This is a genomic window from Nonomuraea monospora (assembly GCF_039531895.1).
In the GTDB taxonomy this organism is placed as follows: domain Bacteria; phylum Actinomycetota; class Actinomycetes; order Streptosporangiales; family Streptosporangiaceae; genus Nonomuraea; species Nonomuraea monospora.
On sequence record NZ_BAAAQX010000001.1, the window covers coordinates 218,408 to 243,205 of the forward strand.

The following is a 24,798-nucleotide window of genomic DNA, read 5'->3' on the forward strand; positions in this document are numbered from 1 at the left end:
GCTGAACGGCAGGAGAGCGTGCGATGAAGACGACGGCCCTGGACTTCACCGAGATCGACGCGGGCATGCTCGCCGACGTGGGCGGCAAGGCGGCCAACCTCGGCGAGCTGACCAGGGCCGGCCTGCCGGTGCCGCCCGGGTGGGTGCTCACCACCGACGCCTACCGGCAGGTCGCCCAGGACCTGCGGATCGACGGCGAGAAGGACGGAGGGGAGGAGCTGGCCGCGCGGGCCAGGCGGCACCTCCTGGAGGCGCCGGTGCCGGACGCCGTGCACGAGGCCATCGTGAAGGCGTACGAGGCGCTCGGTCCCGACGTGCCCGTGGCCGTGCGCTCCTCCGCCACCGCCGAGGACCTGCCGTTCGCCAGCTTCGCCGGCCAGCAGGACACCTTCCTCAACGTCGTCGGCACGAAGGCGGTGGTGGAGGCCGTCCGCCGCTGCTGGGCCTCGCTCTGGACCGGCCGCGCCGTCGCCTACCGCGAGTCCAACGGCATCGACCACGCCGCCGTCCGGCTCGCCGTGGTCGTCCAGCGGATGGTGGACGCGCGGGTCGCCGGCGTCATGTTCACCGCCAACCCCGTGACGGGCACGCGGCACGAGAGCGTCATCGACGCCAGCCCCGGCCTCGGCGAGGCGGTGGTGTCCGGCGCCGTGAACCCCGACCGCTTCCGCGTCCGCGACGGCCGGATACTCGAACGCCACGCCGGTGACAAGCGGCTGGCCATCCGCTCCCTGCCCGGCGGCGGCACCGAACGCGTCGAGACGGCCGGGCAGGGCCTGTGCCTGACCGACGACGAGGTGCGCGACCTCGCCGCCCTCGGCGCCCGCGTCGAGGCCCACTACGGCGCCCCGCAGGACACCGAGTGGGCCATCGGCCACGACGGCACGCTCTGGCTCACCCAGGCCAGGCCGATCACCACGCTCTACCCGCTGCCCGAGCACCCCAGGCCCGGCCTGCGGGTGTACTTCTCGGTCAACGTCGTCCAGGGCGTCATGGGGCCGCTGACCCCGATGGGGCAGGCGGCGTTCCGGCTGATCAGCGCGGGCGGCGCGGCGCTGGCCGGGCACGCGCCCGCCGACCCCCTCGACGGCGCCGGCTTCGTGACGGTCTCGGGCGAGCGGTTGTGGCTCGACATCACCGCGGCCGTGCGCAGCCGTCCCGGCAGGGCCGTCCTGCCGCGCATGCTGACGCTCGGCGAGGCCCGCGCGGTGGGCGTCGTGGAAGGGCTCTTCGAGGACCCGCGCCTGAACGCGGCGCCCGGGTCCGTGCGGCCCTTCCTGCGCGGGCTCGGCAGGTTCGCCGGCAACCTCCGCCTGCCGCGCCGGGCGCTGACCGCGCTCACCAGGCCGGACCAGGCCGTGGCCGCCACCGTCAAGCTCGGCGAGACCCTGGACGGCAGGCTGCGCGTGCCCGCCACCGCGACCCCCGCCCAGCGCCTGGACCACGCCGAACGCGTCCTGCGCGGCACCTTCCCGCTGATCATCTCGATCATGCCGAACGTGATCACCGGCTACGCCCTGTTCGCGCTGGCCTCCCGGCTGTCCGGCGTGCCCGTCGCCGGGATGAGCGACGTGCTGCGCAGCCTGCCCCACAACCCGACCACCGAGATGGACCTGGAGCTGTGGCGGCTGAGCACCCGCATCGAGCCGGAACCGTTCAGGGAACTGTCCGTGCCCGAACTGGTGGCCCGCTACCAGGAGGGACGGCTCCCGCCGGTCGCCCAGCGGGAGATCGCCGCGTTCCTCGGCACGTACGGGCACCGCGGCGTCGCGGAGATCGACCTCGGCGTGCCGCGCTGGTCGGAGGAGCCCGCCCATATCCTCGGCGTGCTGGCCAACTACCTGCGCATGGAGCAGGGCACGCCCCCTTCCGACACCTTCCGCGAGGGAGCCGAGATCGCGCGGCGGACCATCGCCGAGGTGACGGCACGGGCCCGGCGCAGGGGGCGGTGGCGGGCCGCGGTGGTGCGCTTCGGGCTCGGCCGCACGCGCCGGTACGCCGGGCTGCGGGAGCTGCCCAAGTTCTACCTGGTCAAGACGCTCGCCGCGGTCCGCGCCAGCCTCCTCGTGGTGGGGGAGCACCTGGTGGGGCTGGGCGTGCTGGACTCGGCGCACGACGTGTTCTTCCTGGACCTGCGCGAGACCAGGGCCGCCCTGGCGGGCGGCGACCCGCGCGTCACCGGAGGTGTCTCGGCGGGCGGCGATCTGCGTGAGGTGGTGGCGGAGCGGCGGGCCACGTACGAGCGGGAACGGCGTCGCAGGCACGTCCCCAGAGTGCTGCTCTCCGACGGCACCGAGCCCGAGGCCACCCAGGAGGCCGCCGCCGACGGCGCGCTCACGGGCACGGCCGCCTCGCCCGGCACGGTCACCGGCGTGGCCAGGGTGGTGCTCGACCCCATCGGCGCCCACCTGGAACCGGGCGAGATCCTCGTCTGCCCCTCCACCGACCCGGGCTGGACCCCGCTGTTCCTGACGGCGGGCGGGCTGGTGATGGAGATGGGCGGCGCCATGTCGCACGGCGCCGTGGTGGCCAGGGAGTACGGCATCCCCGCCGTCGTGGGCGTGCCCGACGCCACCCACCGCATCACCTCGGGACAGGAGATCACGGTCAACGGCGCGGCGGGAAATGTGACGATCTCCGAGCCGTGACGCTACCGTGATCACGCCTACTGGAACCACAACGTCCACTACCAGCGCCTGGTCATGAAGCTCATGCCCGCGGGCTGTCAGCGGGCACTCGACATAGGTTGCGGCGACGGGCTGCTGGCGAGCAAGCTGGCCGCCCGCGCCGCCGAGGTGACCGCCGCCGACCGCGCCCCCGAGGCCGTCGCCATGGCCTGCGAGCGCCACGGCGGGCTGGACAACGTCGAGTTCGTCACCGCCGACTACCTCGACGACCCGCGCGGGCTGCTCCCCGAGGGCAAGTACGACTTCATCAGCGCCGTCGCCGTCGTCCACCACGCCGAGCTCACCGCCGCCGCCCGCGCGCTGACCCGGCTGCTGGCCCCTGGTGGACGGCTGGTCGTGATCGGCCTGGCGCGGAACCGGTCGCCGCTCGACTGGATCGTCAGCGGCGCCGGCCAGGTCGCCTCCCGGGTGCTGCGCCTGCGTAACGGCCCCAAGACCGGGCCTGGCAAGGCGGTGCCCGCCATGGACCCCGTCCTGTCGTGGGGCGAGACCGCGCGGCTGGCCCGTCGCGTGCTGCCCGGCTGCCGCTTCCGCCGCCTGCTCCTGCGCCGCTACCTGCTGGTCTGGGACAAAGCTGAGTAGCGAGGTGGGACAGATGGACGTCGTACGGACTGCACCCACCTCTCAACCGGTGAGTCAGCCCGAAGCGGACTGCTCCGCGCGGGCGATGTAGGTCCCTTTCGCCGGCAGCGTGACCACCAATCCGCGATCCCGAAGCTCTTGGACGGCTCGCCTGATCGTGCCTTGCGCGACGCCATATTCCTTCGCCAGGTCGCGTTCTCCTGGTAGTCGGCTGTTCGGGACGAGTTCGCCTGCTCCGATTCTGGCGACGATGTGGTCGGCGACCTGGACGTAGACATAACCGGGGCCCGCTGCGAATCGGTGGGCAGGTCCGCCTCCACCCGCGTCCGAGCGCACACGTGTGACCGGGAGCCCACCACCTACGAGCTGTGTGCGGCGGGCGGTCTGGGACACATCCGGCGAACGGACAGGACAGCGGATGGCGATCAGGTCCGCGAGAGCCCCTGGGTGCGGGATGCGGAGGCGGGACGGCTTTGGAAGGCCCTACTCGAGGGGCACGCGAGGTAGCCACCGCGGACACGGCCCATCCTCCGGACGGAGGATGCCGCGTGTACGAACGGGCGATGCCGCCGGAAGCCGGGTCCAGCGAGCCTCGGAGCATGACGGTGATCGAGGTCGACGACCTCCACAAGACGTACGGCCACACCCGCGCCGTGGACGGCGTGTCGTTCACGGTGGCGAGGGGCGAGACGTTCGGCGTGCTCGGCCACAACGGCGCGGGCAAGACCACCACGGTGGAATGCCTGTCGGGCCTGCGCAGGCCCGACTCGGGGACGGTCCGCGTGCTCGGCCAGGACCCCGCCCGCCGCCGACGGGCCCTGGCCCAGCGCATGGGCGTGCAGTTGCAGGAGGGTGAGCTGCCCGACCGGCTCAGGGTGGCCGAGGCGATGCGGCTGTTCGCCGCCCTGTACGACCGGCCGGACGACTGGCGGGCGGTGCTGCGGCGCTGGGATCTCGGCCCGATCGCGGCCAAGGCGTACGGCGACCTGTCGGGCGGCCAGAAGCAGCGGCTCAAGCTGGCGCTGGCCCTGGTCGGCGGCCCGGAGCTGGTCGTGCTGGACGAGCTGACCACCGGCCTCGACCCGGTGGCCCGCCGCGAGACCTGGACGCTCGTCGGCGACCTCAAGGCGGCCGGCACCACGGTCGTGCTGGTCAGCCACTTCCTGGACGAGGCCGAGGAGCTGTGCGACCGGGTGGCCGTGCTCCGCAAGGGGAGGATCGTGGCGCTCGGGAGCCCGCGCGAGCTGATCGGCCGCACCGGGACGGACTCGCTGGAGAACGCGTACCTGGCGCTGGCGGAGGAGGGGCGATGAAGGCGTTCACGAGCCTGTCGGCGTCGGAGCTGCGGCTGCTGTCCAGGGACCCGGCCACGCTGTTCTTCATGGTCGCCTTCCCGGCCATGCTGCTGCTCCTGAACGGGAGCAACGACCACCTTGAGATCTTCGTGCCCGGCTACCTGGCGATGGTCCTGGCCATCGGCGGGATCTCCACGCTGCCCGGGGTCATGGCGAGCTACCGGGAGCGCAAGGTGCTGCGCCGCCTGGCCACCACCCCGGTCTCCCCGCTCGTGCTGCTCACCGCCCAGATCGCGGCCCAGCTCGTGATGGCGCTCGCGGGGGCCGCCATCCTGATCGGGGTCGCGGTGATCGGGTTCGGGGTGGCGCCGCCCGCGCATCCGGCCGCGCTGGTGCTGGCGTTCGTGTTGTGCGCGCTCATGTGTTACGCCATCGGCTTCGTGCTGGCCGCACTCGCGCCCCGCGCCAGGACGGCGGACCTGATCGGCCTGCTCGTCATGTTCCCGATGATCTTCCTGGCGGGGGCGGCCATCCCGCGCGAGGGCGTGCCGGGAGAGCTACGCGAGATCGGCGCGTACCTGCCGCTCACCCAGGGCGTCACCGCGCTGCGGGAGAGCTGGCTCGGCGATCCCGCACCGATGCCCTTTCTGGTCATTTCGGCGATAATCGTGGCCGGCACCGCGATCGCGGTCGCGCTGTTCCGCTGGGAGTGATCGCACGTTGGACGACGCAGGCTGGCCCCGGGTCTTCCACCTGCTCTTCTACACCTGCCTCGCGATGGCCGTGACGATCGCGACCCTGGAGGACGGGCCCGACCCCGTCGGGCTCGGCCTGTCGGCGCTCCTCGGCGCCTGGTACACCTTCTTCATCGCCCGCCGGCCCGCGCTCCTCGAACGCCTCAACCCCATGGCCTGGCACTTCCTGGTGCTGGTGGTGCTGAACTACGCGCTCGTCCGGACGAACTCCTCCTACCAGGCGATGGCGTACGGCCTGATCGCGATGCCGTACCTGTTGCTGCCCGGCCGGTGGGGCTACGCCGGAGCGGTGCTGTTCGTCCTGTCGAGCGCCGCCGCGGCCGGGGCGATCGAGGCCATCCCCGGCGACCCGTCCGTGCTGGCCTTCGTCCTGGGCAGCACGGCGCTCACCCTCATCATGGGGATCTTCACGCACGAGCTCGTCAAGCACAGCGAACAGAACCGGATCGTGGGCGCCTTGGAGGAGCGGGCCAGGCTGGCCAGGGAGATCCACGACACGCTCGCCCAGGGGTTCAGCGGCATCATCGCCCAGCTCGAAGCGGCCGAGCAGGGCATCGACGACCCCGAGGCGGTGCGCAAGCGCATCGCGCTGGCCAAGCAACTGGCCCGCGACAGCCTCAAGGAGGCCAGACGCTCGGTGGACGCGCTGCGCCCCGAGCCGCTCGAACGCGCCCCGCTGCACGAGGCGCTGAGGGGGGTGGCCGAGCGCTGGTCGGCCGCGACCGGCGTGCCGGCGACCGTCTCGGTGGACGGCGAGCCGCGCCGGCTGCCGGAGGAGGTGGAGGCCACGCTGTTACGCGCCGCCCAGGAGGGCCTGGCGAACGTGGCCAAGCACGCCGGCGCCCGCCGCGCCGCTCTGACCCTGTCGTACATGGAGGAGGAGGTCACCCTGGACGTGCTCGACGACGGCACCGGCTTCGACCCCGCCGGCACCCAGGGAGGCTACGGGCTGATCGCGATGCGCGAGCGGGCCGCCCGCTCGGGCGGCACCGTCACCGTGGAGTCGGCGCCGGGAGAAGGGACCGCCCTGTGCGTGAGCATCCCCTGCGCCTGATGATCGTCGACGACCATCCGGTGGTACGCGACGGGCTGCGCGGCATCTTCGACGGCGTGCCCGACATCGAGGTGGTGGCCGAGGCGGGCGACGGGCACGAGGCCCTCGCCCTGGCCAGGGCCGCCGCGCCCGACGTGGTGCTGATGGACCTGCGCATGCCGGGGCTCGACGGCGTCAGCGCCATCGAACGGCTGGCCGCCGACCATCCGGGCATCCGGGTCGTGGTGCTGACCACGTACGACACGGACGCCGACGTGTCGCGGGCGCTGGCCGCGGGGGTGGCCGGATACCTGCTCAAGGACGCGCCGCGCGAGGAGCTGCAGGCGGCCGTGCGGACGGCGGCGGCCGGCGGGCGGGTGCTGGCCCAGCGGATCACCTCGCAGCTCATCGACGGCCTGGGCCGCAAGCCCGCGTCGGCGCCGACGCCGCGGGAGCTGGAGGTGCTCAGGCTCATCGCGCGCGGGGCCGCCAACAAGGAGGTGGCGCGGGCGCTGCTGATCAGCGAGACCACCGTGAAGACGCACCTCAAGCACGTCTTCGCCAAGCTCGGCGTGGACAACAGGGCGGCGGCCGTGGTCGCGGCGATGGAACGACGCCTCATCTAGGCTTGACGCGCATGCGAAGGGGCGGCGCCCCATCCGGCGCCGCCCCCGGTCCTGCTAGGCGAGTACGACCTCCTCGTAACGCGCCTTCATCGTGGCCACGACCTCATCGGGGTCGGCGGCCCAGATCTCGGCGTTGAAGATCTCCACCTCGACGTCCCCGCCGTACCCGGCCGCCTGGACCGCCGCCGTGATCGGCCGGAAGCCGATCACGCCGTCGCCCATCATGCCCCGCCCGAGCAGCACGTCCGCGGGCAGCGGGTGCAGGTAGTCGCACACCTGGTAGGAGGCGATCCGGCTGCCGACGCGGGCGATGTCCTCGAACAGGCGCGGATCCCACCACACGTGGAAGGTGTCCACGACCACGCCGACCTGCTCCTCGGGGAACGGCAGGCTCAGGTCGAGCGCCTGCCCCAGCGTGGAGATCACCGCGCGGTCCGGGCAGTAGATCGGGTGCAGCGGCTCCAGGGCCAGCTTCACCCCCCGCTCCCCGGCGTACGGCGCCAGCTCGGCCAGCGCCTCGGCCACCCGCTCGCGCGCTCCCGCGAGGTCACGGCCGAAGGCGCCGGGCAGCGGCTCGCCGGGCTGCACGCCGGGCAGCCCGCCCACGACCAGCACGAGGCAGGCGGCCTCCAGCTCGGCCGCCTCGTCGATGGCCCGACGGTTCTCCTCCAGCGCCTGCGCGAAGGCCGTACCGTCACCCGAGGTGAGGAAGCCGCCGCGGCACAGCGACGACACCCGCAGCCCCGCCGCCCGCACGAGCTTGACGCTCTGCGCGAGCCCCGTCTCGGCGACCTTCTCCCGCCACAGCCCGATCGCCTCCAGGCCGTGCCTGACGCATCCGTCCACGGCCTCCGGCAGGGTCCAGTGCCTGGTCGTCCACTGGTTGAGAGACAGACTCACAGGCCGTTCACCGCCAGCAGCGCCTTCATCCGGCGCACGGCCAGCTCCTGGTCGGCGAGCAGCCCCGCCTGGTCGGCCAGGCGGAACACCTCCGACAGGTGCAGCAGCGAGCGGGCCGACTGGGCGCCGTTCACCATGGCGAACGCGTCCTGGTGGCCGTTCAGCCAGGCCAGGAAGACGATGCCGGTCTTGTAGTTGTACGTCGGCGTCTCGAAGATCTTGCGCGACAGCGGGACGGTCGGCGCGAGGATTTCGTCGTAGCGGGTCAGCGCCTGCTCGTCGCCCGCCTCGGCCGCGTCCAGGGCCTGGAGGGCGGCCGCCGCAGCCGGGGCGATCGCGTCGAAGATGCCCAGCAGCGCGTGCGAGCCCGACTTGATCAGCGACGGGTAGTTGAAGTCGTCGCCGGTGTAGAGCTTGACGCCCTCGGGCAGCGCCGCGCGCAGGCCGATCTCGTGCTGCTCGTCCAGCAGCGACACCTTCACGCCGTCCACCATCGAGGCGTTGGCGTGGATCAGCTCCAGGAACGACTCCGTGGCCGCCGCGACGTCGCGCGAGCCCCAGTATCCGGCGAGCTGAGGGTCGAACATCTCGCCCAGCCAGTGCAGGATCACCGGGCGCTCGGCGACGCCGAACAGCTTGCCGTACACCTGGTGGTAGTCCTGCGGCCCGGAGGCGATCCTGGCGAGCTGGCGGGAGGCCATCACGATCACGCCCGCGCCGGCCGACTGCACGGTCTCGATCTGCTCGGCGTACGCGGCGGTGATCGCGTCCAGGGTGCCGCCGTCCGGGTCGTGGTCGGTGCCCGCGCCGCAGGAGACCAGCGTGGCCGGGTCGCCGTACGCGCGGGCCTCGGCGGCGCTGCGCTGGATCAGCTCCCTGGTGGCGGCCCAGTCGAGGCCCATGTTGCGCTGGGCGGTGTCCATGGCGTCGGCCACGCGCAGGCCCAGCGACCACAGGTGGCGGCGGAAGCGCAGGGTGGCTTCCCAGTCCACGGCGGCGGGGGAGCCGGGCGTGTTGTCGCCCAGCGGGTCGGCCACCACGTGCGCGGCGGCGTACACGATGCGGCTGGTCGCCGGCCGGTCCACGACCGGCCAGGTCGTGGGCTCGCTCAGCGGGTACGAGCCGAACCCCGGAAGGTCGATCCTCACAGGCCAGGCACCTCGATCCTGCGGCCCTCGGCGTTGGAGCGCAGCCCCAGCTCGGCGAGCTGCACGCCGCGCGCGCCCGAGGCGAAGTCGTTCGGGAACGGCGCGTCCTCCACCACGTGCCGGACGAACGCCTCCCACTGCACCTTGAAGCCGTTGTCGAACTCGGCGTTGTCCGGCACCTCCTGCCAGCCGTCGCGGAAGCGCGCCGTGGCGGGCAGGTCGGGGTTCCAGACGGGCTTGGGGGTGGCGGAGCGGTGCTGGACGCGGCAGTTGCGCAGGCCCGCGACGGCGCTGCCGTGCGTGCCGTCCACCTGGAACTCGACCAGCTCGTCGCGGTTCACGCGGACCGTCCAGGAGGAGTTGATCTGGGCGATGACGCCGCCCTCCAGCTCGAAGATCCCGTACGCGGCGTCGTCGGCGGTGGCCTGGTACTCCTTGCCCTGCTCGTCCACGCGGGCCGGCACATGGGTCACGGCCTGGGCGTAGACCGAGCGCACGCGGCCGAACAGGTTCTCCATCACGTAGTGCCAGTGCGGGAACATGTCGAGCACGATGCCGCCGCCGTCCTCGGCGCGGTAGTTCCACGAGGGGCGCTGGGCCTCCTGCCAGTCGCCCTCGAACACCCAGTAGCCGAACTCGCCGCGCACCGACAGGATGCGGCCGAAGAAGCCGCCGTCGATCAGCCGCTTCAGCTTGAGCAGGCCAGGCAGGAACAGCTTGTCCTGCACGACGCCGTTCTTGACGCCCTTGGCCGTGGCGGCCTCGGCCAGCGCGATGGCCTCCTGGGTCGACTCGGCGGTGGGCTTCTCGGCGTAGATGTGCTTGCCGGCCTCGATGGCCTTGAGCACGGCCTTCACCCGGGCGCTGGTGACCTGGGCGTCGAAGTAGATCACGTTGTCGTCGTCGGCGAGCGCCGCGTCGAGGTCCGTGGTGAAATCCGCAATGTCATGCTTTGTTGCGATATCTGCAAGTTTGTCGGCATTGCGGCCGACCAGTACGGGCCTGAGCTTCACCCTGGAGCCGTCCGAGAGCGTCACGCCGCCCTGCTCGTTGATGGCCAGGACGGACCGGACCAGGTGCTGACGGTAGCCCATCCGTCCGGTGACGCCGTTCATCACGACGCCGATGGTGCGCACGCTCATGAGGATCCCTTCGAGGCACAACAGGTGGAAAGCGCTTTCCCGAACGGTACGGCCGGGCCACCGAAGGCGTCAAGTAGCGCGAACCTCAGGTGGGCCTGCCGGGCCCGTGGCCGGGGCGCCCGCTGACGAGCTTAGAGCTCGCCGCGCGTCCCCAGCCTGGACAGGGCCTTGGTAATGGGTGCGGCGGCCAGCGTGAGCTGCCACTCGCGGGCGCCGAGCTCGCGCAGCCTGGCCGTCACGCTCTCCTCGGTGATCTCGGCGGGGGGCTCCCAGGTGAGCCTGCGCACCGCGTCGGGCTGCAACAGGTTCTCCGTGGGCATGTGGTGCTCCTCGGCCAGCGCGGCGACCACCGCGCGGGCCGCGGCCAGGCGCTTGGCGGCGGCCGGGTCGCGGTCGGCCCAGCGGTTGGGCGGCGGCGGGCCGTCGCCGGGGGTGCTGGGCTGGGGGAGCTGGTTGTCGGGCAGGTTCCTGGCCCGGGAGACGGCGGCGAGCCAGTCGCTCATGTGCCTGCGCGCACTTCGCCCGGTGAATGCCGAAATTTCGGTCAATGCCTTCTTGGTGCGAGGCCCTTCCAGCGCGGCGGTCACGATCGCCGCGTCCGGGAGCACCCGGCCTGGAGCCAGATCGGCCTCACGGGCGATGCGGTCGCGCATGTTCCACAGCTCGCGCACGATCGCCAGCGCGCGCACGTTGCGCACCTTGTGAATGCCCGACGTACGCCGCCACGGGTCGGAGCGCGGCGCGGGCGGCGGGGTGTCGAGCACGGCCGCGAACTCCTCGCGCGCCCACTCCAGCTTCCCCGACTCCGCCAGCTCCCCGTGCAGCACGTCGCGCAGCTCGACCAGCACCTCCACGTCGAGCGCGGCGTAACGCAGCCAGTCTTCCGGCAGCGGCCTGGTGGACCAGTCGGCCGCCGAATGCCCCTTCTCCAGCCGCAGCCCGAGCACGGTCTCCACCATCGTGCCCAGCCCGACCCGCTCGTAGCCGAGCAACCGCCCGGCCAGCTCGGTGTCGAACATCACCCGCGGCTTGAACCCGACCTCCATCAGGCACGGCAGATCCTGGGAGGCGGCGTGCAGCACGATCTCCGCCTCGGCGACGGCCTCGTCGAGCGCCGTCAGGTCGGGGCACCCGATCGGATCGATCAGCGCGGTGCCCGCCCCGGCCCTGCGGAGCTGCACGAGATAGGCGCGGTTGCCGTAGCGGTAGCCGGAGGCGCGCTCGGCGTCCACCGCGACGGGGCCGCTGCCGGCGGCGAACCGCGCCACCACCTCGGCCAGCCCCGCGGCGTCGGCGACGACCGGAGGGATGCCCTCGCGCGGCTCCAGCAGCGGCTCCACCGCTCGTTCCGCTGTGCGTTCTTCTGTCATGAGTTCACCGGCCTCATGACGCTGGTGCTGTCTTGACTGGTGCCCTCACTTCGTTCGGTCACTCTCCGGATCATCACGTCGGCGGGGCAGGGCGGCCACGTCCGGCGGGAGCGGCGGGATCCCGGCCGCCAGGCACATGAGGTCGCACCAGGCGTCGACATGGCCGGACAGATCCTCCTGCGCGGGTGACCACGACGCCCGCAGCTCGAGCTCGGTCGTGACCGGGTCGTCGGCCTTGTTGCCGAACCCCTCGGACACGGCTCTTGTCACGGTACCGCCAGCGGCGGAGTAGTCGGCTTGATGTGCGTCGAGAGCCTCGGTCAGCCAGCTCCACGCGACCGGCCCGAGCAGCGGGTCGGAGGTGATCTCCGGCTCCATGTCGGCCCTGACGTAGGCCACCAGGCGGAACGGGCCCTCCCATCCGCGCTGGCCGTCAGGGTCGTAGAGCAGGATCAGCCTGCCGACGGCGAGCTCGTCGTCGTCGCGGTAGACCGACGCGCCGATGGCGGCCGAGTAGGGGGCCAGCCGCTGCGGCGCGGGCAGGTCCTCGAGCTCGATCTCCGGCCTGACCTCGGCCCGCCGCAGGCTCTCCGCGGCGCGCGTGAACGCGGCCGGAGGCGGCGGCTGGTCACCGAGTGTCATAGCCGAAGCGTAGGTCGAGGACGGGCGGAAGGGGACCACGGGGGTGCTCATCCTTCGGAATCAAGCCGCTGCCGTAACGAGCTGGCGTGCCGGGCGGATGGTCTCGGCGGTCGCGAGCACGAGCGCGTGGCCGCAGTCGACGCAGGCCCACTCGGGGCACTGGCCCGGCTCGTGCCCGTCAAGGCACGGCGGCTGCTCGAACGGCCGCTCCTCGGCGCAGGAAGGGCAGCGCTCACTGCGGCGCTCTGGGGAAATCCACAACGCGGTCATCGCACGAGTCATCGAACCGGGGCCTTTCTTCGGGTCGTGCCCCCGACGTTGGCACGAGCCGCTGACAATTCCCCGCAACGCGCTCGGCGTGTCCCGAAAGTGGTCGCTGAATCGATGCCGCGCGGTGACTTGGGGAACATTTGGCCCAGTCGAGACCGGCTCTCTGGCCGGACATGGGGTGTGTTCGACCCGTGTGCGGTGCCGATGCCGAGCAGACCGGTAAACCTTCATCTGGCTATCTGATCATGATTTGGGGTGTCCAATGCATCTTTTTCCGACACCGCGGGGGGCGTGTCCCGGCCCGCTGGACCGGCGTACCCAGCCACTACCCTGGTGAGGTGAACCTCGCCGACTCCGCGTTCCTGCGTGCCTGCCGCCGCCAGCCCGTTCCGCACACCCCCGTCTGGTACATGCGCCAGGCCGGCCGGGCGCTGCCGGAATACCACAAGGTCCGCGCGGGCGTCCCGATGCTCACCGCGTGCGCGACCCCCGACCTGATCGTCGAGATCACCATGCAGCCCGTCCGCCGCTACGGCGTCGACGCGGCCATCTTCTTCAGCGACATCGTCGTCCCGCTCAAGGCCATCGGCGTCGACCTCGACATCAAGCCGGGCGTCGGCCCCGTCGTCGCCGACCCGATCCGCGACGCCAAGGGCATCGACGCGCTGCGCCCCCTGGAGCCCGGCGACGTGCCGTACGTCACCGAGGCCATCCGCGCGCTGACCGGGGAGCTGGGCGGCACCCCGCTGATCGGCTTCGCCGGAGCGCCGTTCACGCTCGGCTCCTACCTCATCGAGGGCGGCCCGTCCAAGAACCACGACCGCACCAAGGCCATGATGTACGGCGAGCCGAAGCTGTGGCACCAGCTCATGGAGCGGCTGTCCGGCATCGTGGCCGAGCACCTGCGCCTCCAGGTCGAGGCGGGCGCGTCGGCGGTGCAGCTCTTCGACTCGTGGGTGGGGGCCGTGGCGCCCGAGGACTACCGCGAGTTCATCCTGCCGCACACCCGGCGCATCTTCGACGGCATCGCCGACGTGCCGCGCATCCACTTCGGCGTGGGCACCGGAGAGCTGCTGGGCGTCCTCGGCGAGGCCGGGGCCGACGTGGTGGGCGTCGACTGGCGGGTGCCGCTCGACGAGGCCGCCCGCCGGGTCGGGCCGGGCAAGGCGCTGCAGGGCAACCTCGACCCGGCGATCCTGCTGGCCCCCTGGGAGGTCGTCGAGCGCAAGGCGCTCGACGTGCTGCGGCGCGGTAAGGCGGCCGAGGGGCATGTGTTCAACCTGGGTCACGGCGTGCTGCCCTCCACCGACCCGGATCAGTTGAAGCGTCTCACCGAGCTGGTGCACGAGTTCTGACAAGCCTTTCTGGGAACCCCCACGGGCCGCCGCCGTCATGCGTGTCGGAGACCCGCTGCGCCCGCCGTAGTTCACGCGGTGGTGGTCGTGGTCAGGGGGCTTCCGGGCCCGGCTGGGGTGGCGGGACGGGGCGGCGGCGGTCCCTGCGGATGAGCCAGACCATCAGCACGACGAGCGGGAGCGACGCGGCGGCCCACGGGAGCAGTGCCCCGATCACCGTCAGCGCCGTCTTCGTGAACGACACCAGCGCGCGCCAGCCCGCTGCCAGGCCGCCGAGGAAGCCTGCCGGTTCGTCGGCCGGGTCGTCCACCACTGTCACCGGGCCCACCAGGCGCAACGTCAGGGTGGCCATGGAGGTCTGGGTGGCCAGTTGCTTCTGCTGGGCCTGCAGCGACTCCAGGTCGGCCTGGCGCTCGGAGATCTCCCGCTCCACGTCCAGCACCTGGCCGATCGTGTTCGCCCGCTTCAGCAGCGTGCGCAGCGACTCCAGCGACTGCTCCGCCGACTTCAAACGGCTCTCGACGTCGGCCACCTTCAACGTGACGTCCTGGGCGTTCTGGTTCAGCGAGAGCTGCTTGCCCAGCTCGCCGCCGAGCCGCCGCAGCACCTCGGGGTACTTCGCGACCGGGATCTTGAACTCCAGCATGGCGGACGCCTCGTCGTCGCCCGAGGCGTTGCTCTCCTCCTGCGACAGGTAGCCGCCGGCCTCGGCCGCGATCTGCTTGGCCTGCTGGGCGGCGGGCGTCACCTGCGTGGCCCGGACGGTCATGCTGCCCGTGTAGATGACCTGCCGGTCCTGCTGGACGACCTTGACCCCGGAGACGACACCGTCGCCGGCGCTCTGCTCGACCTTCTCGGGCCGGGCCTGGTTGCTCGAACTCTCGTCGCGAGCCGCGCCGCCCGACTGGGCCTCGCTCGCGGGGGCGGGCGCGGAGTCCGCCGACTCGCCGGAGGTGGAGTACACGCCGCCACCACCGCAGCCCGTCAGTAACGCGGCCGCGCAGACCGCCGTGAGCGCGATGCCGTACCGGAATCTCGTCATGTCCTTATGACGGGCCGCGGACGGCCCCGGTTTGACAGGGGGAATCACGGTCCGATCACACGCCCCAAGCGGCTGGCCGAGCCGTTGAGGCGGTAGCGTCAGGAGACGTGGAAGGGAATCGGGCGCACGTGGTCATCGTCGGCGCGGGGATCTCCGGCCTCGCCGCCGCGTGGTATCTCCGCCAGAACGCGGGCGATCGGATCAGGGTGACGGTCCTGGAGGGCTCGCCACGCATCGGCGGGAAGCTGCACGCCTCGGAGGTCGCCGGGGTGAGCGTCGACGCGGGCGCCGAGTCCATGCTGGCCAGGCGGCCCGAGGGGAAAGAGCTGGCCAAGGCCGTCGGCCTCGGTGACGACCTGGTCTTCCCCGGCTCGCTCAGCTCGGCCGTCTACACCAGGGGCGTGCTGCGGCCCATGCCCAAGGGCCAGATCATGGGCGTGCCGTCCGACCTGACCGAGCTGGCCAAGTCCGGCGTCGTCTCGCCCGGCGGGCTGCTGCGCGTGCCGCTCGACCAGATCCTGCCGCCCACCCTGGTGCGCACCGACGTGTCCGTGGCCGCCTACATCCGCGCCAGGATGGGCGCCGAGATCGTCGACCGCCTCGTCGAGCCGCTGCTCGGCGGCGTCTACGCCGGCCGCGCCGACAGGCTGTCGCTGGAGGCCACGATGCCGCGGGTGGCGGCGGTGGCCCGCTCCGAGCGTTCGCTGCTGAGCGCCGCCAGGCACCTGGCCGCCGAGGCCCCCAAGGACGCCGGGCCCGTCTTCACCACGCTGCGCGGCGGCGTCGGCGCCCTGCCAGAGGCGGTCGCCAAGGCGTCCGAGGCGGACGTCAGGACAGGCGTCACCGTGCGCGAGCTGCACCGCACCGAGACCGGCTGGCGGCTGATCACCGGCCCCGTGCCGCGGCCCGAGGTGATCGAGGCCGACGCGGTGATCCTGGCCACGCCGGGGGCCGCCACGAGCCGGCTGCTCAAGCGGGAGGTGCCGAAGGCCGCCGCCGAGCTGGCCAGGATCGAGTACGCCAGCATGGCCGTCGTCACGCTCGCCTACCCCATGGACGCCTTCCCCGAGCAGCCCGCCACCAGCGGCTACCTGGTGCCGCCCGTGGAGCGGCGGCCGGTCAAGGCCGTCACGTTCAGCTCCGTGAAATGGCCCCACCTGACCAAGGACCTGGTGATCCTGCGCTGCTCCATCGGCCGGATCGGCGAGGAGCACCTGCTCCAGCGCGACGACGCCGAGCTGGTGTCACTCGCCATGGCGGAGATGGGCGACGTCATGGGCGTGCGCGGGCTGCCCTTCGACACCCGGGTGACGCGCTGGGGCGGCGGGCTGCCGCAGTACAACGTGGGGCACCTCGACCGGGTGGCGCGGGTGCGCGCCGCCGTGTCCGTCGAGCCGGGGCTGGCCGTGTGCGGCGCGGCCTACGACGGCATCGGCATCCCCGCCTGCGTCGGCACGGCCCGCACGGCCGCCGCCCGGATTCTGGACCACCTCGACAGGCGAGGAGAATAGGCACCATGACAGAGGGCGCTGCGCGGCTGAAGGCCCGCGATCTCAACCAGGTGATCCGTTACACGATGTGGTCGGTCTTCCAGGTGACCGAGCCCTGTCCAGGCGACCGCGACGAGCTCGCGGCGGAGGTTCAGGAGCTGCTCGACCAGGCCGCCGGCAAGGACGTCGTGACCAGGGGGGTCTACGACGTGTCCGGGCTGCGGGCCGACGCCGACTTCATGTTCTGGTGGCACGCGGCCACGCCGGAAGACCTGCAGGACGTGTACGCCAGGTTCCGCCGCACCCGGCTGGGCCGGCACACCAGGCCCGTGTGGTCGGCGATGGCGCTGCACCGGCCCGCCGAGTTCAACAAGTCGCACATCCCGGCCTTCCTCGCCGAGGAGGAGCCGCGGGCGTACGTGAGCGTCTACCCGTTCGTGCGCTCCTACGAGTGGTACCTGCTGGAGGACTCCGAGCGGCGGGCCATGCTGGCCGAGCACGGCAGGATGGCGCGCGACTATCCCGACGTGCGGGCCAACACGGTGTCGTGCTTCTCGCTCAACGACTACGAGTGGATGCTGGCGTTCGAGGCCGACGAGCTGCACCGGATCGTCGACCTCATGCGTACGCTGCGGGGGGCGCAGGCCCGCAGGCACACCCGCGTCGAGATCCCGTTCTACACCGGGGCGCGCAAGCCGGTGCAGGAGCTCGTCGCCGCCCTCCCATAAGGCCGTTCCGCCTCGCTCGGTGAGCGCACGCGCGCGGCCGGCGACGGCCGGGCGCTCAGCGGGTGAGTGCGGCGCGCAGCCGCCACGCGCCCAGGGCGAACAGGATCGCGGCGAAGGCGATCAGCACGCCGAGCTGCGGCAGGACGTCGGCGATCGTGCCGTCCCTGCGCAGCAGCTCGGCGAACCCGTCCAGGGCCCACGCGTGCGGGGTGACGTGCGCCAGGCGCCGCATCGTCTCCGGGAAGAAGTCGATCGGCGCCATCGTGCCGCCGATCGCGGCCAGCCCCAGCCCGACCAGCAGCCCCACCGAGACCGCCTGCTGCCCGGTCCGCAGCGCCGAGCCGAGCAGCATCGCCGCCCCGCCGCCCACCAGCGAGAACGCCAGCACCAGCGCCGCCGCGCCCAGCGGGTCACCCCACCGCACGCCGAACAGCAGCCCCGACCCCACCATGATGATCAACGCCTGGGTCAGCGCCACGGCGACCCGGCCCGCCGCCTCGCCCAGCAGGATCGTCCGGCTGGACACCGGCGCCGCGTACATCCTGCGCGACAGCCCGAGCCGCCGCGTCTCGATCAGCGCCGCCGCGCCGGTCAGCGAGGTGAGGAAGGTGAACAGCAGGAGCTGCGAGGTCGCGGCGATGTCGAAGCTGGAGACGTTCCGCGGGATCGTCGCGGCGCCCAGCGCGGTGAACCGCACCGCGATGCCGGGCACGCTCACCTGCCCGGCGCGGCGGACCAGCTCGTCGAAGGAGCCCTCACGGACGTAGGCGGCGGCGCGGGCAGGCATCGTCACCTGGTTGACGACCGACCTGACGGCGGCGCCGAGCTGCAGCGCGTCCGGCTCCTGGCGGCTGATGAAGGACAGCGTGACGGGGACGTAGCGGGTCAGGGCGCGGTCGTAGCCGTCCGGAATGATCAGCGCGGCGGCCAGCCTGCCGCGCTCGACGCCCTCGCGCGCCTCCTCGGCGTCGCCGACCCGCACCACCTGCATCCGCCCGGACGTCTCCAGCGCCGTCACCAGCTCGGCGGCCAGCGGCGTCGAGCCGCCCGCGACGCCCAGGCGTGGGCTGAAGCCGGAGCCGAACGACAGCCCGAACACCATGATCAGCACGATCGGGAAGACGACCACGAAGAAGACGTTCGTCCGGTCGCGGAAGAGCATGACCAGGTTGACCCAGGCGATGGCGATCATGGCCGGAGCATCCTTCCCGCCCGCAGCAGCGCCGCCCCTGTCGTCACGGCGGCGAAGGCCAGCAGCGCCAGCGTCGGCACCGGAGCGAGCACCGGCGCGTCGGAGCCGTTCAGGTCGGCCAGCCCCTGGATGAACCAGCGGTGCGGGGTGGCCATGCTCAGCCACTCGAACGCCCCGCCCATCTGCTGGATCGGGATGAACACCCCGCCAAGCACCCCCAGCAGCACCGCGACCACCGCCTGCACGTTCCCGGCCTGCTCGGCCGTGGAGGCCACGGTCGCCACCATCGCCATCACACCGGTCGCCGCCAGCACGCCCGCCACCAGCAGCGCCCCCACGCCGATCGGGTTGCCCCACTCCGCGCCCAGCAGCAGGCCGGAGGCGACGACGAGCACGGTCATGCTGACGACGCCGACCACGAAGCCCCCCAGCAGCTTGCCGAAGACGATGGTGGAGCGCGGCACGGGCGCGGCCAGCAGCCTCGACAGGGTGCCGTCGCGCCGCTCGTCCAGGATCGAGCTGAACCCGAACTGGACGGTGAAGAACAGGAAGAACACCGCCATCCCGGCGGAGAAGCCCTCCGCCAGCGACAGTTGCCGCCGCTCGGCGGTGAAGCTCTCGACGCCGGCCGGGGCGGGCACGGCCAGCGCCTCTTCCGGTGTGCCGCCGCCCTTGGCGGCCAGCGCCACCCGCACGTAACGGACGTCGGCGACGAACGCCTCGGCGACCGAACGGGCCACGAACGAGCCTATCTGCGCGTCCACGTTCCCGATCACGCGCAGCTCGGCGGCCTGCCCGCCCAGCACCGCCCGGGTGAAGCCGGCCGGGATGACGTACGCGGCGTCGGCGTCGCCGCGCCCCACCATGGCCGCCGCCTCCTGCTCGGAGCCGGCCGTCCTGAGCCCGATGACGCCGTCCCGCTCCAGCGGCCCCAGCACCTGCCCGGTGAAGGTCGCCGCGATCTGGCCCCGGTCCAGGTCCGCCACCGCGAACGTGGGCCGCTCCTGGTCGTCCACGCCGCTGAACACCAGGCTGAAGATGGCCGCCAGCCCGAACGGCACCACGATCGCCATCAGGAACACCGACCTGTCCCTGACCCGCTGCCGCAGGTCCTTGGCGGTGATGAGCAGCATCGCGCGCATGTCAGTCCCGCAGCGCCTTGCCGGTCAGGTGCAGGAAGACCGACTCCAGGTTCGGCTCGTGCACCTCGACCGTCCGGACGACCACGCCCGCGTCCGTGGCCGCCGCCAGGACCCTGGGCAGCGACTTGCGGGCGTCCTCCACCATCACCTCCATGCGGCCCTCCTGGCCGCCTACCTTGCGCACCTCGGGCAGCGACTCCAGCTCGGGAACGGCCTGCGCGCCGTCGGTCGTCAGCGAGATCCTGTCGAGCTCGCCCACCAGGCCCACCAGCTCCCTGCGGGTGCCCTCGGCCCTGATCCGGCCCAGGTCGATGATGCCGATGCGGTCGCAGAGCCGCTCGGCCTCCTCCATGTAGTGGGTGGTGTAGAGGATCGCCACCCCCTCGCCGGCCAGCGCGGAGACGCTCTCCAGGATCGCGTTGCGGCTCTGCGGGTCCACGCCGGCGGTCGGCTCGTCGAGGATCAGCAGCGGCGGGCGGTGCAGGAGGCCGACGCCGATGTTGAGGCGGCGCTTCATGCCGCCGGAGTACTCCTTGACCGGGTCCTTGGCCCGTTCCGTCAGGCCGACGACCTGGAGGACTTCGTCGATCCTGGCGCGGGCGTCCGCGCGGCCCAGGCCGTAGAGGCGGGCGAAGAAGCGCAGGTTCTCGCGGGCGCTGAGGTCGGGGTAGAGGGCCAGGTCCTGGGGAACGTAGCCGATCTGCTTCTTGCCCCAGGTGCTGGTGGTGCCGTGGGGGCGGCCGGAGACGAGGACGTCGCCCGCGTCGCGCTCCAGGATGCCGGTGATCATCGAGATCGTGGTGGTCTTGCCGGCGCCGTTGGGGCCGAGCAGGCCGTAGGTCTCACCGGCCTGGATGGTGAAGCTGACGTCGTCGACGGCCACGAGGTCGGCGAACGTCTTCCGCAAATGCCGACATTTCAGGATCTCAGCCCTGGTCACCTTTGCAGTCTGGATTGGCCGGGGGAAGAAGAGCAAGCCCCAAGGCCGGGAGGCGGCCGTGTGTTCGTGGCGGGCCGATGTGAACGCTCCAAGCCGGGTGGGCGTCTAGGGAACGGGCCTATTGCGGGGAGGTCGGTCGGAGTGGAGGAGACCGGAGGACGGAGCGGTGGGCGGGGCCGCCGGCGGCACGCGGGCGGACGCCACGTCGCGGGACATCGGGCACGACACGCCAGGGGGCGTACGGGGCTCGTTGCGGACGGTCGTGCGGCGGCGGAGCCGAGCCTGGCGGCGGAGGGGCCGCTGGTGATCGGCAGCGGGCCGGAAGCGGCCGGGGCGCGGCGGGGTGCGCCGCTCATGCGGAAGGGCCGGTGGGTGGTGGCGGTGGTGGCGCTGGTCGGCGGGACGGTCGCGCTGCTCGGGGTGAACGGCGGGCTCGGCTCGAACGCCCTGCTGGGTGTGCTCGGGGGAGCGCATGCGGGCGGCGGGCAGGAACGCGCCGCCGCTTCGACCGGCCCTGGCGGCCAGGACGGGGGATCAGGCGCCACCGGCCCGAACGGAGGGACGGGTGCGAATGGCGCAAACGGCGCAACAGGCGCGACCGATGGGACCGGTGGAACGGGCGCGACCGTTGGGACCGGGGTGAACGGGGCGCCCGGCGCGAATGGCGCAACCGGCGTGGACGCGTCGGCGGTGGCGGGCGATGGCGGGACCGTGGGCACCGGCCCCGAGGCTAGGGCCGAGGCCGGCATGCGGGAGGCCCAGCGCCCCCAAGCTGAGCAACCCGCCCCCACCCCGCCCAGCCGGACGACCGGCGGCACAGTGACAGGCACTCAGCCCGGCGGCACCACGTCCCCCGAGGACGTCCTGGCAGGCGGCCCACCCCCCGAGGACGGCGTCGACTACCGCGCCGACGGCCCGTCCCGCCACACGGACCACCAGGCCACCGAATACTTCCGCACGAACTGGGGCCCGAACGACAAGACCCTCAAACACCTCAAAGACGTGCGCAGCGTCGGCGGATACCTCCGAATCTACACAGACCTGCCGGAAACGGCCGACAACTCCCTCACCGCGATCATCCTCTGCGAACGCGGCCTCGCCTACCTCCGCAGCCGCGGTGTAGAGGACCCGGTCGTGTTCGTCCAGGCCGAGTTCGGCGGGAACGGCAACCCGGTGCTCGCCAACATCATCGGCCCCGGCGACCGGAGCTGCCGCGTGACCCATCCCGCCCCGGGGTGACCGGCGAGGCCCGGGTCAGCGGACCCGGACCCGCGTCTTCGAGCACACTTCGCACCGCTGGGTGACGACGCGCCCGATCGTCTCGATGGTCACCCACCGGTGGCGAAGATGGACAAAGCGCACGCGGCACTCGTACCCCTCGAAGACGATCGATACGCCGCGTCGCCGCGTGATCACCCCTTGGGTTCGAGCCGCAGGGAGATCGAGTTGATGCAGTAGCGGTCGTCCGTCGGCGTGGGATATCCCTCGCCGTGGAACACGTGCCCCAGGTGCGAGTCGCACCGGGCACACCGCACCTCGGTCCGTACCATGCCGTGGGTGCGGTCCTCGATCAGCCGCACGGCGTCGGTCTCGGACGGTTCGAAGAAGCTCGGCCACCCGCAGTGCGACTCGAACTTCGTGTCAGACCGGAACAGCTCGGCCCCGCAGGCGCGGCACGAGTACACGCCCTCGGTCTTGGTGTCGACGTACTCCCCCGTGAACGGGCGCTCGGTGCCGGCCTGCCTGAGGACGTGGAACTCCTCGGGCGACAACTCGGACCGCCATTCGGCCTCGCTCTTGACCACCTTGTCCATGAGTCCAGCGTACGAGATCGTGCAAAAAGAGATCTCCGCAGGGTGAAGCATCTGTTCTGGGGTGAATTTGCGTCTTTGTAGGCAAGGGGGTGTCATCGCCTCCTTGCCAAGGGGTGATCATCCGTGGATCCCGCCCAGCGGCACAGCCCACGCCCGTGCTGGCGCCGCTAGGGATCGCCACGGCCTGCCGGGTGGCGCGCCAGCGCCCGGCACGGCGGCGGATGGTCTCGTGGTCCGTCCCGTCGAGCCCTCGGTCCCGCCACCGAGGTGGCTCCGGGACGGGCCCACCCCGCTTGGAGTAGGTTCGGAACCATGGCATCGCCGTACATAGAGCTCGAGGTGGGGGAGCGGACCGTCAAGGTCACCAATCCCGACAAGGTCTACTTTCCTGAGATCGGCGCCACCAAGCGGGAACTGGTCGAGTACTACGTGAGCGTCGGTGAAGGGGCGCTGCGGGCGCTCAAGGACCGTCCCACGAACATCAAGCGCCACCCCGACGGCGTGCAGACCGAGGCCATCTACCAGAAGCGCATGCCGCCCAAGCACCCCGACTGGCTGCAGTCCGTCACTGTGACGTTCCCCAGCGGGCGCACGGCGCAGTCGCTGCGCGTCACCGAGGTGGCGGCCATCGCCTACTGCGCCAACCTCGGCACGATCGACTTCCACCCGTGGCAGGTGCGGGCCGCCGACGTCGAGCACCCCGACGAGCTGCGCATCGACCTCGACCCGCAGCCGGGCCTGGAGTTCGACGCCGCCCGCAAGGCCGCGCTGCTGACCAGGGACGTGCTCGGCGAGCTGGGCATGGAAGGCTTCGTCAAGACCTCAGGCAACCGCGGCGCGCACATCGCCGTCCGCATCGAGCCGCGCTGGGATTTCATCCAGGTACGCCACGCCGGCATCGCCCTGGCCAGGGCCGTCGAGGCCCGCGACCCCGACCTGGTGACCACGGCCTGGTGGAAGGAGGAGCGGGGCGACCGGGTGTTCATCGACTACAACCAGAACGCCAGGGACCGCACCGTGGCCAGCGCCTACTCCGTCCGCGCCAAGCCGTACGCGCCCGTCTCGACCCCGCTGACCTGGGACGAGCTCGCCGACGCCGACCCGCGCGACTTCGACATCCGCACGGTCCCCGCCCGCTTCGCCAAACTGGGCGACGTGCACGCGGCCATCGACGACCGCGCGTACTCGATCGAACCCCTTCTGGAGCTGTACGCCGAGGACGAGCGGGGCGACATGCCGTACCCGCCCAACTATCCGAAGATGCCCGGCGAGCCCAAGCGTGTCCAGCCGAGCAAGGCCAGATCCGACACCTAGGGCGAGGCGTCCATGGCGGGTTCCGGCTTGAACGCCGGTAGCGGCGTCGGCATCGGCACCGGCGGCTGGACGAGCGTGGGCGGCGGGCCCGCGGGCATCGCCGGCCTGCCCGGCATGGGGATGACGTGCGGCGTGCCGGTCGTGGACACGGTGTCTGCGCAGCCGATCGCCGCCACGCCCGCGACCACCAGCAGGGCCGCGGCCGGTATCAGCGCATGCTTCATATGACCGCCCGCTTTCGACGACGCTCACTTTGCGGCACGATGCCGTCGCAGATCGTAGTCCATCACGGGCACCCACGCCCCCGTCAGCGCCGCATGAGGCGATGTGGCGCCAGCTCGCGCGTCTCCCCCCGCTCCAGGTACACCACCCGATCGGCAAGCCCGGCCTGCTCGATGTGATGCCGGAAGTCGTCCAGCGACGAGCTGAACACCCCGTAATCGTCGTAATGAACCGGCACCACCGTGTGCGGATTGATCAGATCCACCCACGCGGCCCCCTGCTCACCGTCCATGGTCACCATCAGCGTGCCGAGCAGCTTCGTGCCGCCCAGATGCACGATGGCCAGGTCGATGTCGGGAAAGCGACGCGGGATGGAGTCCAGCCGGCGGTCGAGCAGCGTGTCGCCGCTGATGTGCAGGCGCAGCTCCACCCGTTCGTCCTGGTTGCAGAACTCCACCATCGTCCCGATCACCGGCGGCAGCAGCGCCTCCGCCGGCCCTGGCGCGTGCTTGGCGGGCAGCGCGGTGATCCGCACCGCGCCGCCAGGGCCGCGCAGCTCGTGCTGCTGCCAGTTCTCCAGCCCCACGCTCCTGCGGAACCCGCGCCGCCGCAGCCTGCCGGCCGCCGACGTGGTCGTGACGATCGGCGTCGCCTTGTCCAGGCCGCGTTGCGCCACCCGGTCCCAGTGGTCGCCGTGCAGGTGGGACAGCAGCACCGCGTCCAGCGGCGGCAGGTCCTCGATCTCCACGGCCGGGTCGGTGAGGCGGCGCGAGGCCAGGCCGTACCCGAGGTACGCGCGCTGCCCGCGGTGCAGGAAGTTCGGATCCGTCAGCAGTGTGAAGCCGTTGTAACGGATCAGCGTGGTGGCGTTCCCGATGAACTGCAGGCTTCCCTTCACGAGATCTCACTCCGGGTGTCGAGGTCGCTGGGCCGGGGGCACGCCGCCGCCCTTACCGCCCCCTTTGCGCCCTTTGTCCGTGCCGTGCGGACGGCCGGAGCGCCGTCCGCCCTTGGCCTCCCGTGCGGCGTCCGCGGACTTGGAGTCGGTGCTGGCCTTGCCTGACCTGCGCAGCTCAGGCTGTTGCGGATTGCTCATGGCTTTTGTCCCC

At 72.1% G+C, this 24,798-nt stretch carries 24 protein-coding genes; 11 read left to right on the forward strand and 13 right to left on the reverse strand.

What is annotated here, in order from left to right:
* The first annotated feature begins 23 nt into the window (after positions 1 to 23).
* A complete protein-coding gene (locus tag ABD331_RS00985; protein WP_344470203.1) occupies positions 24 to 2,648 on the forward strand; it encodes a PEP/pyruvate-binding domain-containing protein in 2,625 nt (874 codons plus the stop codon).
* A 54-nt stretch (positions 2,649 to 2,702) separates the two neighbouring features.
* Positions 2,703 to 3,269 (forward strand): class I SAM-dependent methyltransferase, encoded by a 567-nt coding sequence (locus tag ABD331_RS00990; protein ID WP_344470204.1) that lies wholly within the window; start codon positions 2,703 to 2,705, stop codon positions 3,267 to 3,269.
* Between the two features lie 54 nt (positions 3,270 to 3,323).
* Here the strand turns inward: ABD331_RS00990 and ABD331_RS00995 are convergent, their stop codons facing one another.
* Complete coding sequence (locus ABD331_RS00995; RefSeq protein WP_344470205.1) at positions 3,324 to 3,662, reverse strand: GntR family transcriptional regulator; 339 nt, start codon at positions 3,660 to 3,662, stop codon at positions 3,324 to 3,326.
* Positions 3,663 to 3,868: 206 nt separating this feature from the next.
* Between ABD331_RS00995 and ABD331_RS01000 the strand changes: the two genes are divergently transcribed.
* The 4 genes from ABD331_RS01000 to ABD331_RS01015 are packed head-to-tail and all read left to right on the forward strand — an operon-like array spanning position 3,869 to position 6,978.
* Positions 3,869 to 4,582 (forward strand): ABC transporter ATP-binding protein, encoded by a 714-nt coding sequence (locus tag ABD331_RS01000; RefSeq protein ID WP_344470206.1) that lies wholly within the window; start codon positions 3,869 to 3,871, stop codon positions 4,580 to 4,582.
* Positions 4,579 to 5,277, forward strand: a complete 699-nt coding sequence (locus ABD331_RS01005) for an ABC transporter permease (RefSeq protein WP_344470207.1) — start codon at positions 4,579 to 4,581, stop codon at positions 5,275 to 5,277. Before ABD331_RS01000 ends, ABD331_RS01005 begins: the two co-directional genes overlap by 4 nt.
* Positions 5,278 to 5,284: 7 nt before the next feature.
* Positions 5,285 to 6,373 carry a sensor histidine kinase gene (locus ABD331_RS01010; protein WP_344470208.1) on the forward strand — a complete coding sequence of 363 codons (1,089 nt, stop codon included), beginning with the start codon at positions 5,285 to 5,287 and terminating at the stop codon, positions 6,371 to 6,373.
* Positions 6,349 to 6,978 (forward strand): response regulator, encoded by a 630-nt coding sequence (locus ABD331_RS01015; RefSeq protein WP_344470209.1) that lies wholly within the window; start codon positions 6,349 to 6,351, stop codon positions 6,976 to 6,978. Before ABD331_RS01010 ends, ABD331_RS01015 begins: the two co-directional genes overlap by 25 nt.
* Before the next feature lie 54 nt (positions 6,979 to 7,032).
* Here the strand turns inward: ABD331_RS01015 and ABD331_RS01020 are convergent, their stop codons facing one another.
* The 5 genes from ABD331_RS01020 to ABD331_RS01040 form a co-directional block, all read right to left on the reverse strand.
* Entirely contained in the window at positions 7,033 to 7,878 is an 846-nt protein-coding gene (locus ABD331_RS01020; RefSeq protein ID WP_344470210.1) for a sugar phosphate isomerase/epimerase family protein, read from the reverse strand.
* Positions 7,875 to 9,026, reverse strand: a complete 1,152-nt coding sequence (locus ABD331_RS01025) for a dihydrodipicolinate synthase family protein (RefSeq protein ID WP_344470211.1) — start codon at positions 9,024 to 9,026, stop codon at positions 7,875 to 7,877. Before ABD331_RS01025 ends, ABD331_RS01020 begins: the two co-directional genes overlap by 4 nt.
* Positions 9,023 to 10,168, reverse strand: a complete 1,146-nt coding sequence (locus ABD331_RS01030) for a Gfo/Idh/MocA family protein (protein ID WP_344470212.1) — start codon at positions 10,166 to 10,168, stop codon at positions 9,023 to 9,025. Before ABD331_RS01030 ends, ABD331_RS01025 begins: the two co-directional genes overlap by 4 nt.
* 131 nt (positions 10,169 to 10,299) lie before the next feature.
* Positions 10,300 to 11,538 (reverse strand): HRDC domain-containing protein, encoded by a 1,239-nt coding sequence (locus ABD331_RS01035; protein WP_344470213.1) that lies wholly within the window; start codon positions 11,536 to 11,538, stop codon positions 10,300 to 10,302.
* Positions 11,539 to 11,583: 45 nt separating this feature from the next.
* Positions 11,584 to 12,180, reverse strand: coding sequence for a DUF3000 domain-containing protein (locus ABD331_RS01040; protein WP_344470215.1), 597 nt, complete (start codon positions 12,178 to 12,180; stop codon positions 11,584 to 11,586).
* A 632-nt stretch (positions 12,181 to 12,812) separates the two neighbouring features.
* Between ABD331_RS01040 and hemE the strand changes: the two genes are divergently transcribed.
* Positions 12,813 to 13,805 (forward strand): uroporphyrinogen decarboxylase, encoded by a 993-nt coding sequence (gene hemE / locus ABD331_RS01045; protein WP_344470734.1) that lies wholly within the window; start codon positions 12,813 to 12,815, stop codon positions 13,803 to 13,805.
* Between the two features lie 91 nt (positions 13,806 to 13,896).
* Here hemE and ABD331_RS01050 read toward each other — a convergent pair whose 3' ends face one another.
* Positions 13,897 to 14,847, reverse strand: a complete 951-nt coding sequence (locus ABD331_RS01050; protein ID WP_344470216.1) for a DUF4349 domain-containing protein — start codon at positions 14,845 to 14,847, stop codon at positions 13,897 to 13,899.
* A 107-nt stretch (positions 14,848 to 14,954) separates the two neighbouring features.
* Here ABD331_RS01050 and hemG point away from each other — a divergent pair, with 107 nt between their 5' ends.
* Both hemG and hemQ read left to right on the forward strand, forming a co-directional pair.
* On the forward strand, positions 14,955 to 16,358 hold the full coding sequence (gene hemG / locus ABD331_RS01055) for a protoporphyrinogen oxidase (protein ID WP_344470217.1): 1,404 nt from the start codon (positions 14,955 to 14,957) through the stop codon (positions 16,356 to 16,358).
* Positions 16,359 to 16,363: 5 nt separating this feature from the next.
* Entirely contained in the window at positions 16,364 to 17,065 is a 702-nt protein-coding gene (gene hemQ / locus ABD331_RS01060) for a hydrogen peroxide-dependent heme synthase (protein ID WP_344470218.1), read from the forward strand.
* A gap of 55 nt (positions 17,066 to 17,120) precedes the next feature.
* Here hemQ and ABD331_RS01065 read toward each other — a convergent pair whose 3' ends face one another.
* Genes ABD331_RS01065 through ABD331_RS01075 form a run of 3 tightly spaced genes read right to left on the reverse strand, consistent with a single transcriptional unit; the run spans position 17,121 to position 20,339 of the window.
* Positions 17,121 to 18,257 (reverse strand): ABC transporter permease, encoded by a 1,137-nt coding sequence (locus ABD331_RS01065; protein WP_344470219.1) that lies wholly within the window; start codon positions 18,255 to 18,257, stop codon positions 17,121 to 17,123.
* Entirely contained in the window at positions 18,254 to 19,390 is a 1,137-nt protein-coding gene (locus ABD331_RS01070) for an ABC transporter permease (RefSeq protein ID WP_344470220.1), read from the reverse strand. Before ABD331_RS01070 ends, ABD331_RS01065 begins: the two co-directional genes overlap by 4 nt.
* Before the next feature lie 10 nt (positions 19,391 to 19,400).
* The gene (locus ABD331_RS01075) at positions 19,401 to 20,339 is read right to left on the reverse strand and encodes an ABC transporter ATP-binding protein (RefSeq protein ID WP_344470221.1); all 939 of its coding nucleotides are present in this window, start codon (positions 20,337 to 20,339) and stop codon (positions 19,401 to 19,403) included.
* 141 nt (positions 20,340 to 20,480) lie between these two features.
* Between ABD331_RS01075 and ABD331_RS01080 the strand changes: the two genes are divergently transcribed.
* The gene (locus ABD331_RS01080; protein WP_344470222.1) at positions 20,481 to 21,578 is read left to right on the forward strand and encodes a hypothetical protein; all 1,098 of its coding nucleotides are present in this window, start codon (positions 20,481 to 20,483) and stop codon (positions 21,576 to 21,578) included.
* A gap of 173 nt (positions 21,579 to 21,751) precedes the next feature.
* On the opposite strand, the gene msrB is transcribed toward ABD331_RS01080, so the two are convergent.
* Positions 21,752 to 22,153: a peptide-methionine (R)-S-oxide reductase MsrB gene (gene msrB, locus ABD331_RS01085; protein WP_344470223.1), complete on the reverse strand. Its 402-nt coding sequence runs from the start codon at positions 22,151 to 22,153 to the stop codon at positions 21,752 to 21,754.
* Positions 22,154 to 22,465: 312 nt separating this feature from the next.
* Here msrB and ligD point away from each other — a divergent pair, with 312 nt between their 5' ends.
* Positions 22,466 to 23,467, forward strand: coding sequence for a non-homologous end-joining DNA ligase (gene ligD / locus ABD331_RS01090; protein ID WP_344470224.1), 1,002 nt, complete (start codon positions 22,466 to 22,468; stop codon positions 23,465 to 23,467).
* Here the strand turns inward: ligD and ABD331_RS01095 are convergent.
* Together ABD331_RS01095 and ABD331_RS01100 are read right to left on the reverse strand one after the other, a co-directional pair.
* On the reverse strand, positions 23,464 to 23,691 hold the full coding sequence (locus ABD331_RS01095; protein WP_344470225.1) for a hypothetical protein: 228 nt from the start codon (positions 23,689 to 23,691) through the stop codon (positions 23,464 to 23,466). The genes ligD and ABD331_RS01095 overlap by 4 nt on opposite strands.
* Positions 23,692 to 23,774: 83 nt before the next feature.
* On the reverse strand, positions 23,775 to 24,587 hold the full coding sequence (locus ABD331_RS01100; protein WP_344470226.1) for an MBL fold metallo-hydrolase: 813 nt from the start codon (positions 24,585 to 24,587) through the stop codon (positions 23,775 to 23,777).
* Between the last annotated feature and the right edge of the window lie 211 nt (positions 24,588 to 24,798).

What these genes read in the sequence shown, in the direction of transcription:
- ABD331_RS00985 (WP_344470203.1), top strand. Translation starts at nt 24, where the DNA reads ATGAAGACGACGGCCCTGGACTTCACCGAGATCGACGCGGGCATGCTC.
- ABD331_RS00990 (WP_344470204.1), top strand. Translation starts at nt 2,703, where the DNA reads ATGAAGCTCATGCCCGCGGGCTGTCAGCGGGCACTCGACATAGGTTGC.
- ABD331_RS01000 (WP_344470206.1), top strand. Translation starts at nt 3,869, where the DNA reads ATGACGGTGATCGAGGTCGACGACCTCCACAAGACGTACGGCCACACC.
- ABD331_RS01005 (WP_344470207.1), top strand. Translation starts at nt 4,579, where the DNA reads ATGAAGGCGTTCACGAGCCTGTCGGCGTCGGAGCTGCGGCTGCTGTCC.
- ABD331_RS01030 (WP_344470212.1), bottom strand. Translation starts at nt 10,168, where the DNA reads ATGAGCGTGCGCACCATCGGCGTCGTGATGAACGGCGTCACCGGACGG.
- ABD331_RS01035 (WP_344470213.1), bottom strand. Translation starts at nt 11,538, where the DNA reads ATGACAGAAGAACGCACAGCGGAACGAGCGGTGGAGCCGCTGCTGGAG.
- ABD331_RS01040 (WP_344470215.1), bottom strand. Translation starts at nt 12,180, where the DNA reads ATGACACTCGGTGACCAGCCGCCGCCTCCGGCCGCGTTCACGCGCGCC.
- ABD331_RS01050 (WP_344470216.1), bottom strand. Translation starts at nt 14,847, where the DNA reads ATGACGAGATTCCGGTACGGCATCGCGCTCACGGCGGTCTGCGCGGCC.
- hemQ (WP_344470218.1), top strand. Translation starts at nt 16,364, where the DNA reads ATGACAGAGGGCGCTGCGCGGCTGAAGGCCCGCGATCTCAACCAGGTG.
- ABD331_RS01065 (WP_344470219.1), bottom strand. Translation starts at nt 18,257, where the DNA reads ATGATCGCCATCGCCTGGGTCAACCTGGTCATGCTCTTCCGCGACCGG.
- ABD331_RS01070 (WP_344470220.1), bottom strand. Translation starts at nt 19,390, where the DNA reads ATGCTGCTCATCACCGCCAAGGACCTGCGGCAGCGGGTCAGGGACAGG.
- msrB (WP_344470223.1), bottom strand. Translation starts at nt 22,153, where the DNA reads ATGGACAAGGTGGTCAAGAGCGAGGCCGAATGGCGGTCCGAGTTGTCG.
- ligD (WP_344470224.1), top strand. Translation starts at nt 22,466, where the DNA reads ATGGCATCGCCGTACATAGAGCTCGAGGTGGGGGAGCGGACCGTCAAG.
- ABD331_RS01095 (WP_344470225.1), bottom strand. Translation starts at nt 23,691, where the DNA reads ATGAAGCATGCGCTGATACCGGCCGCGGCCCTGCTGGTGGTCGCGGGC.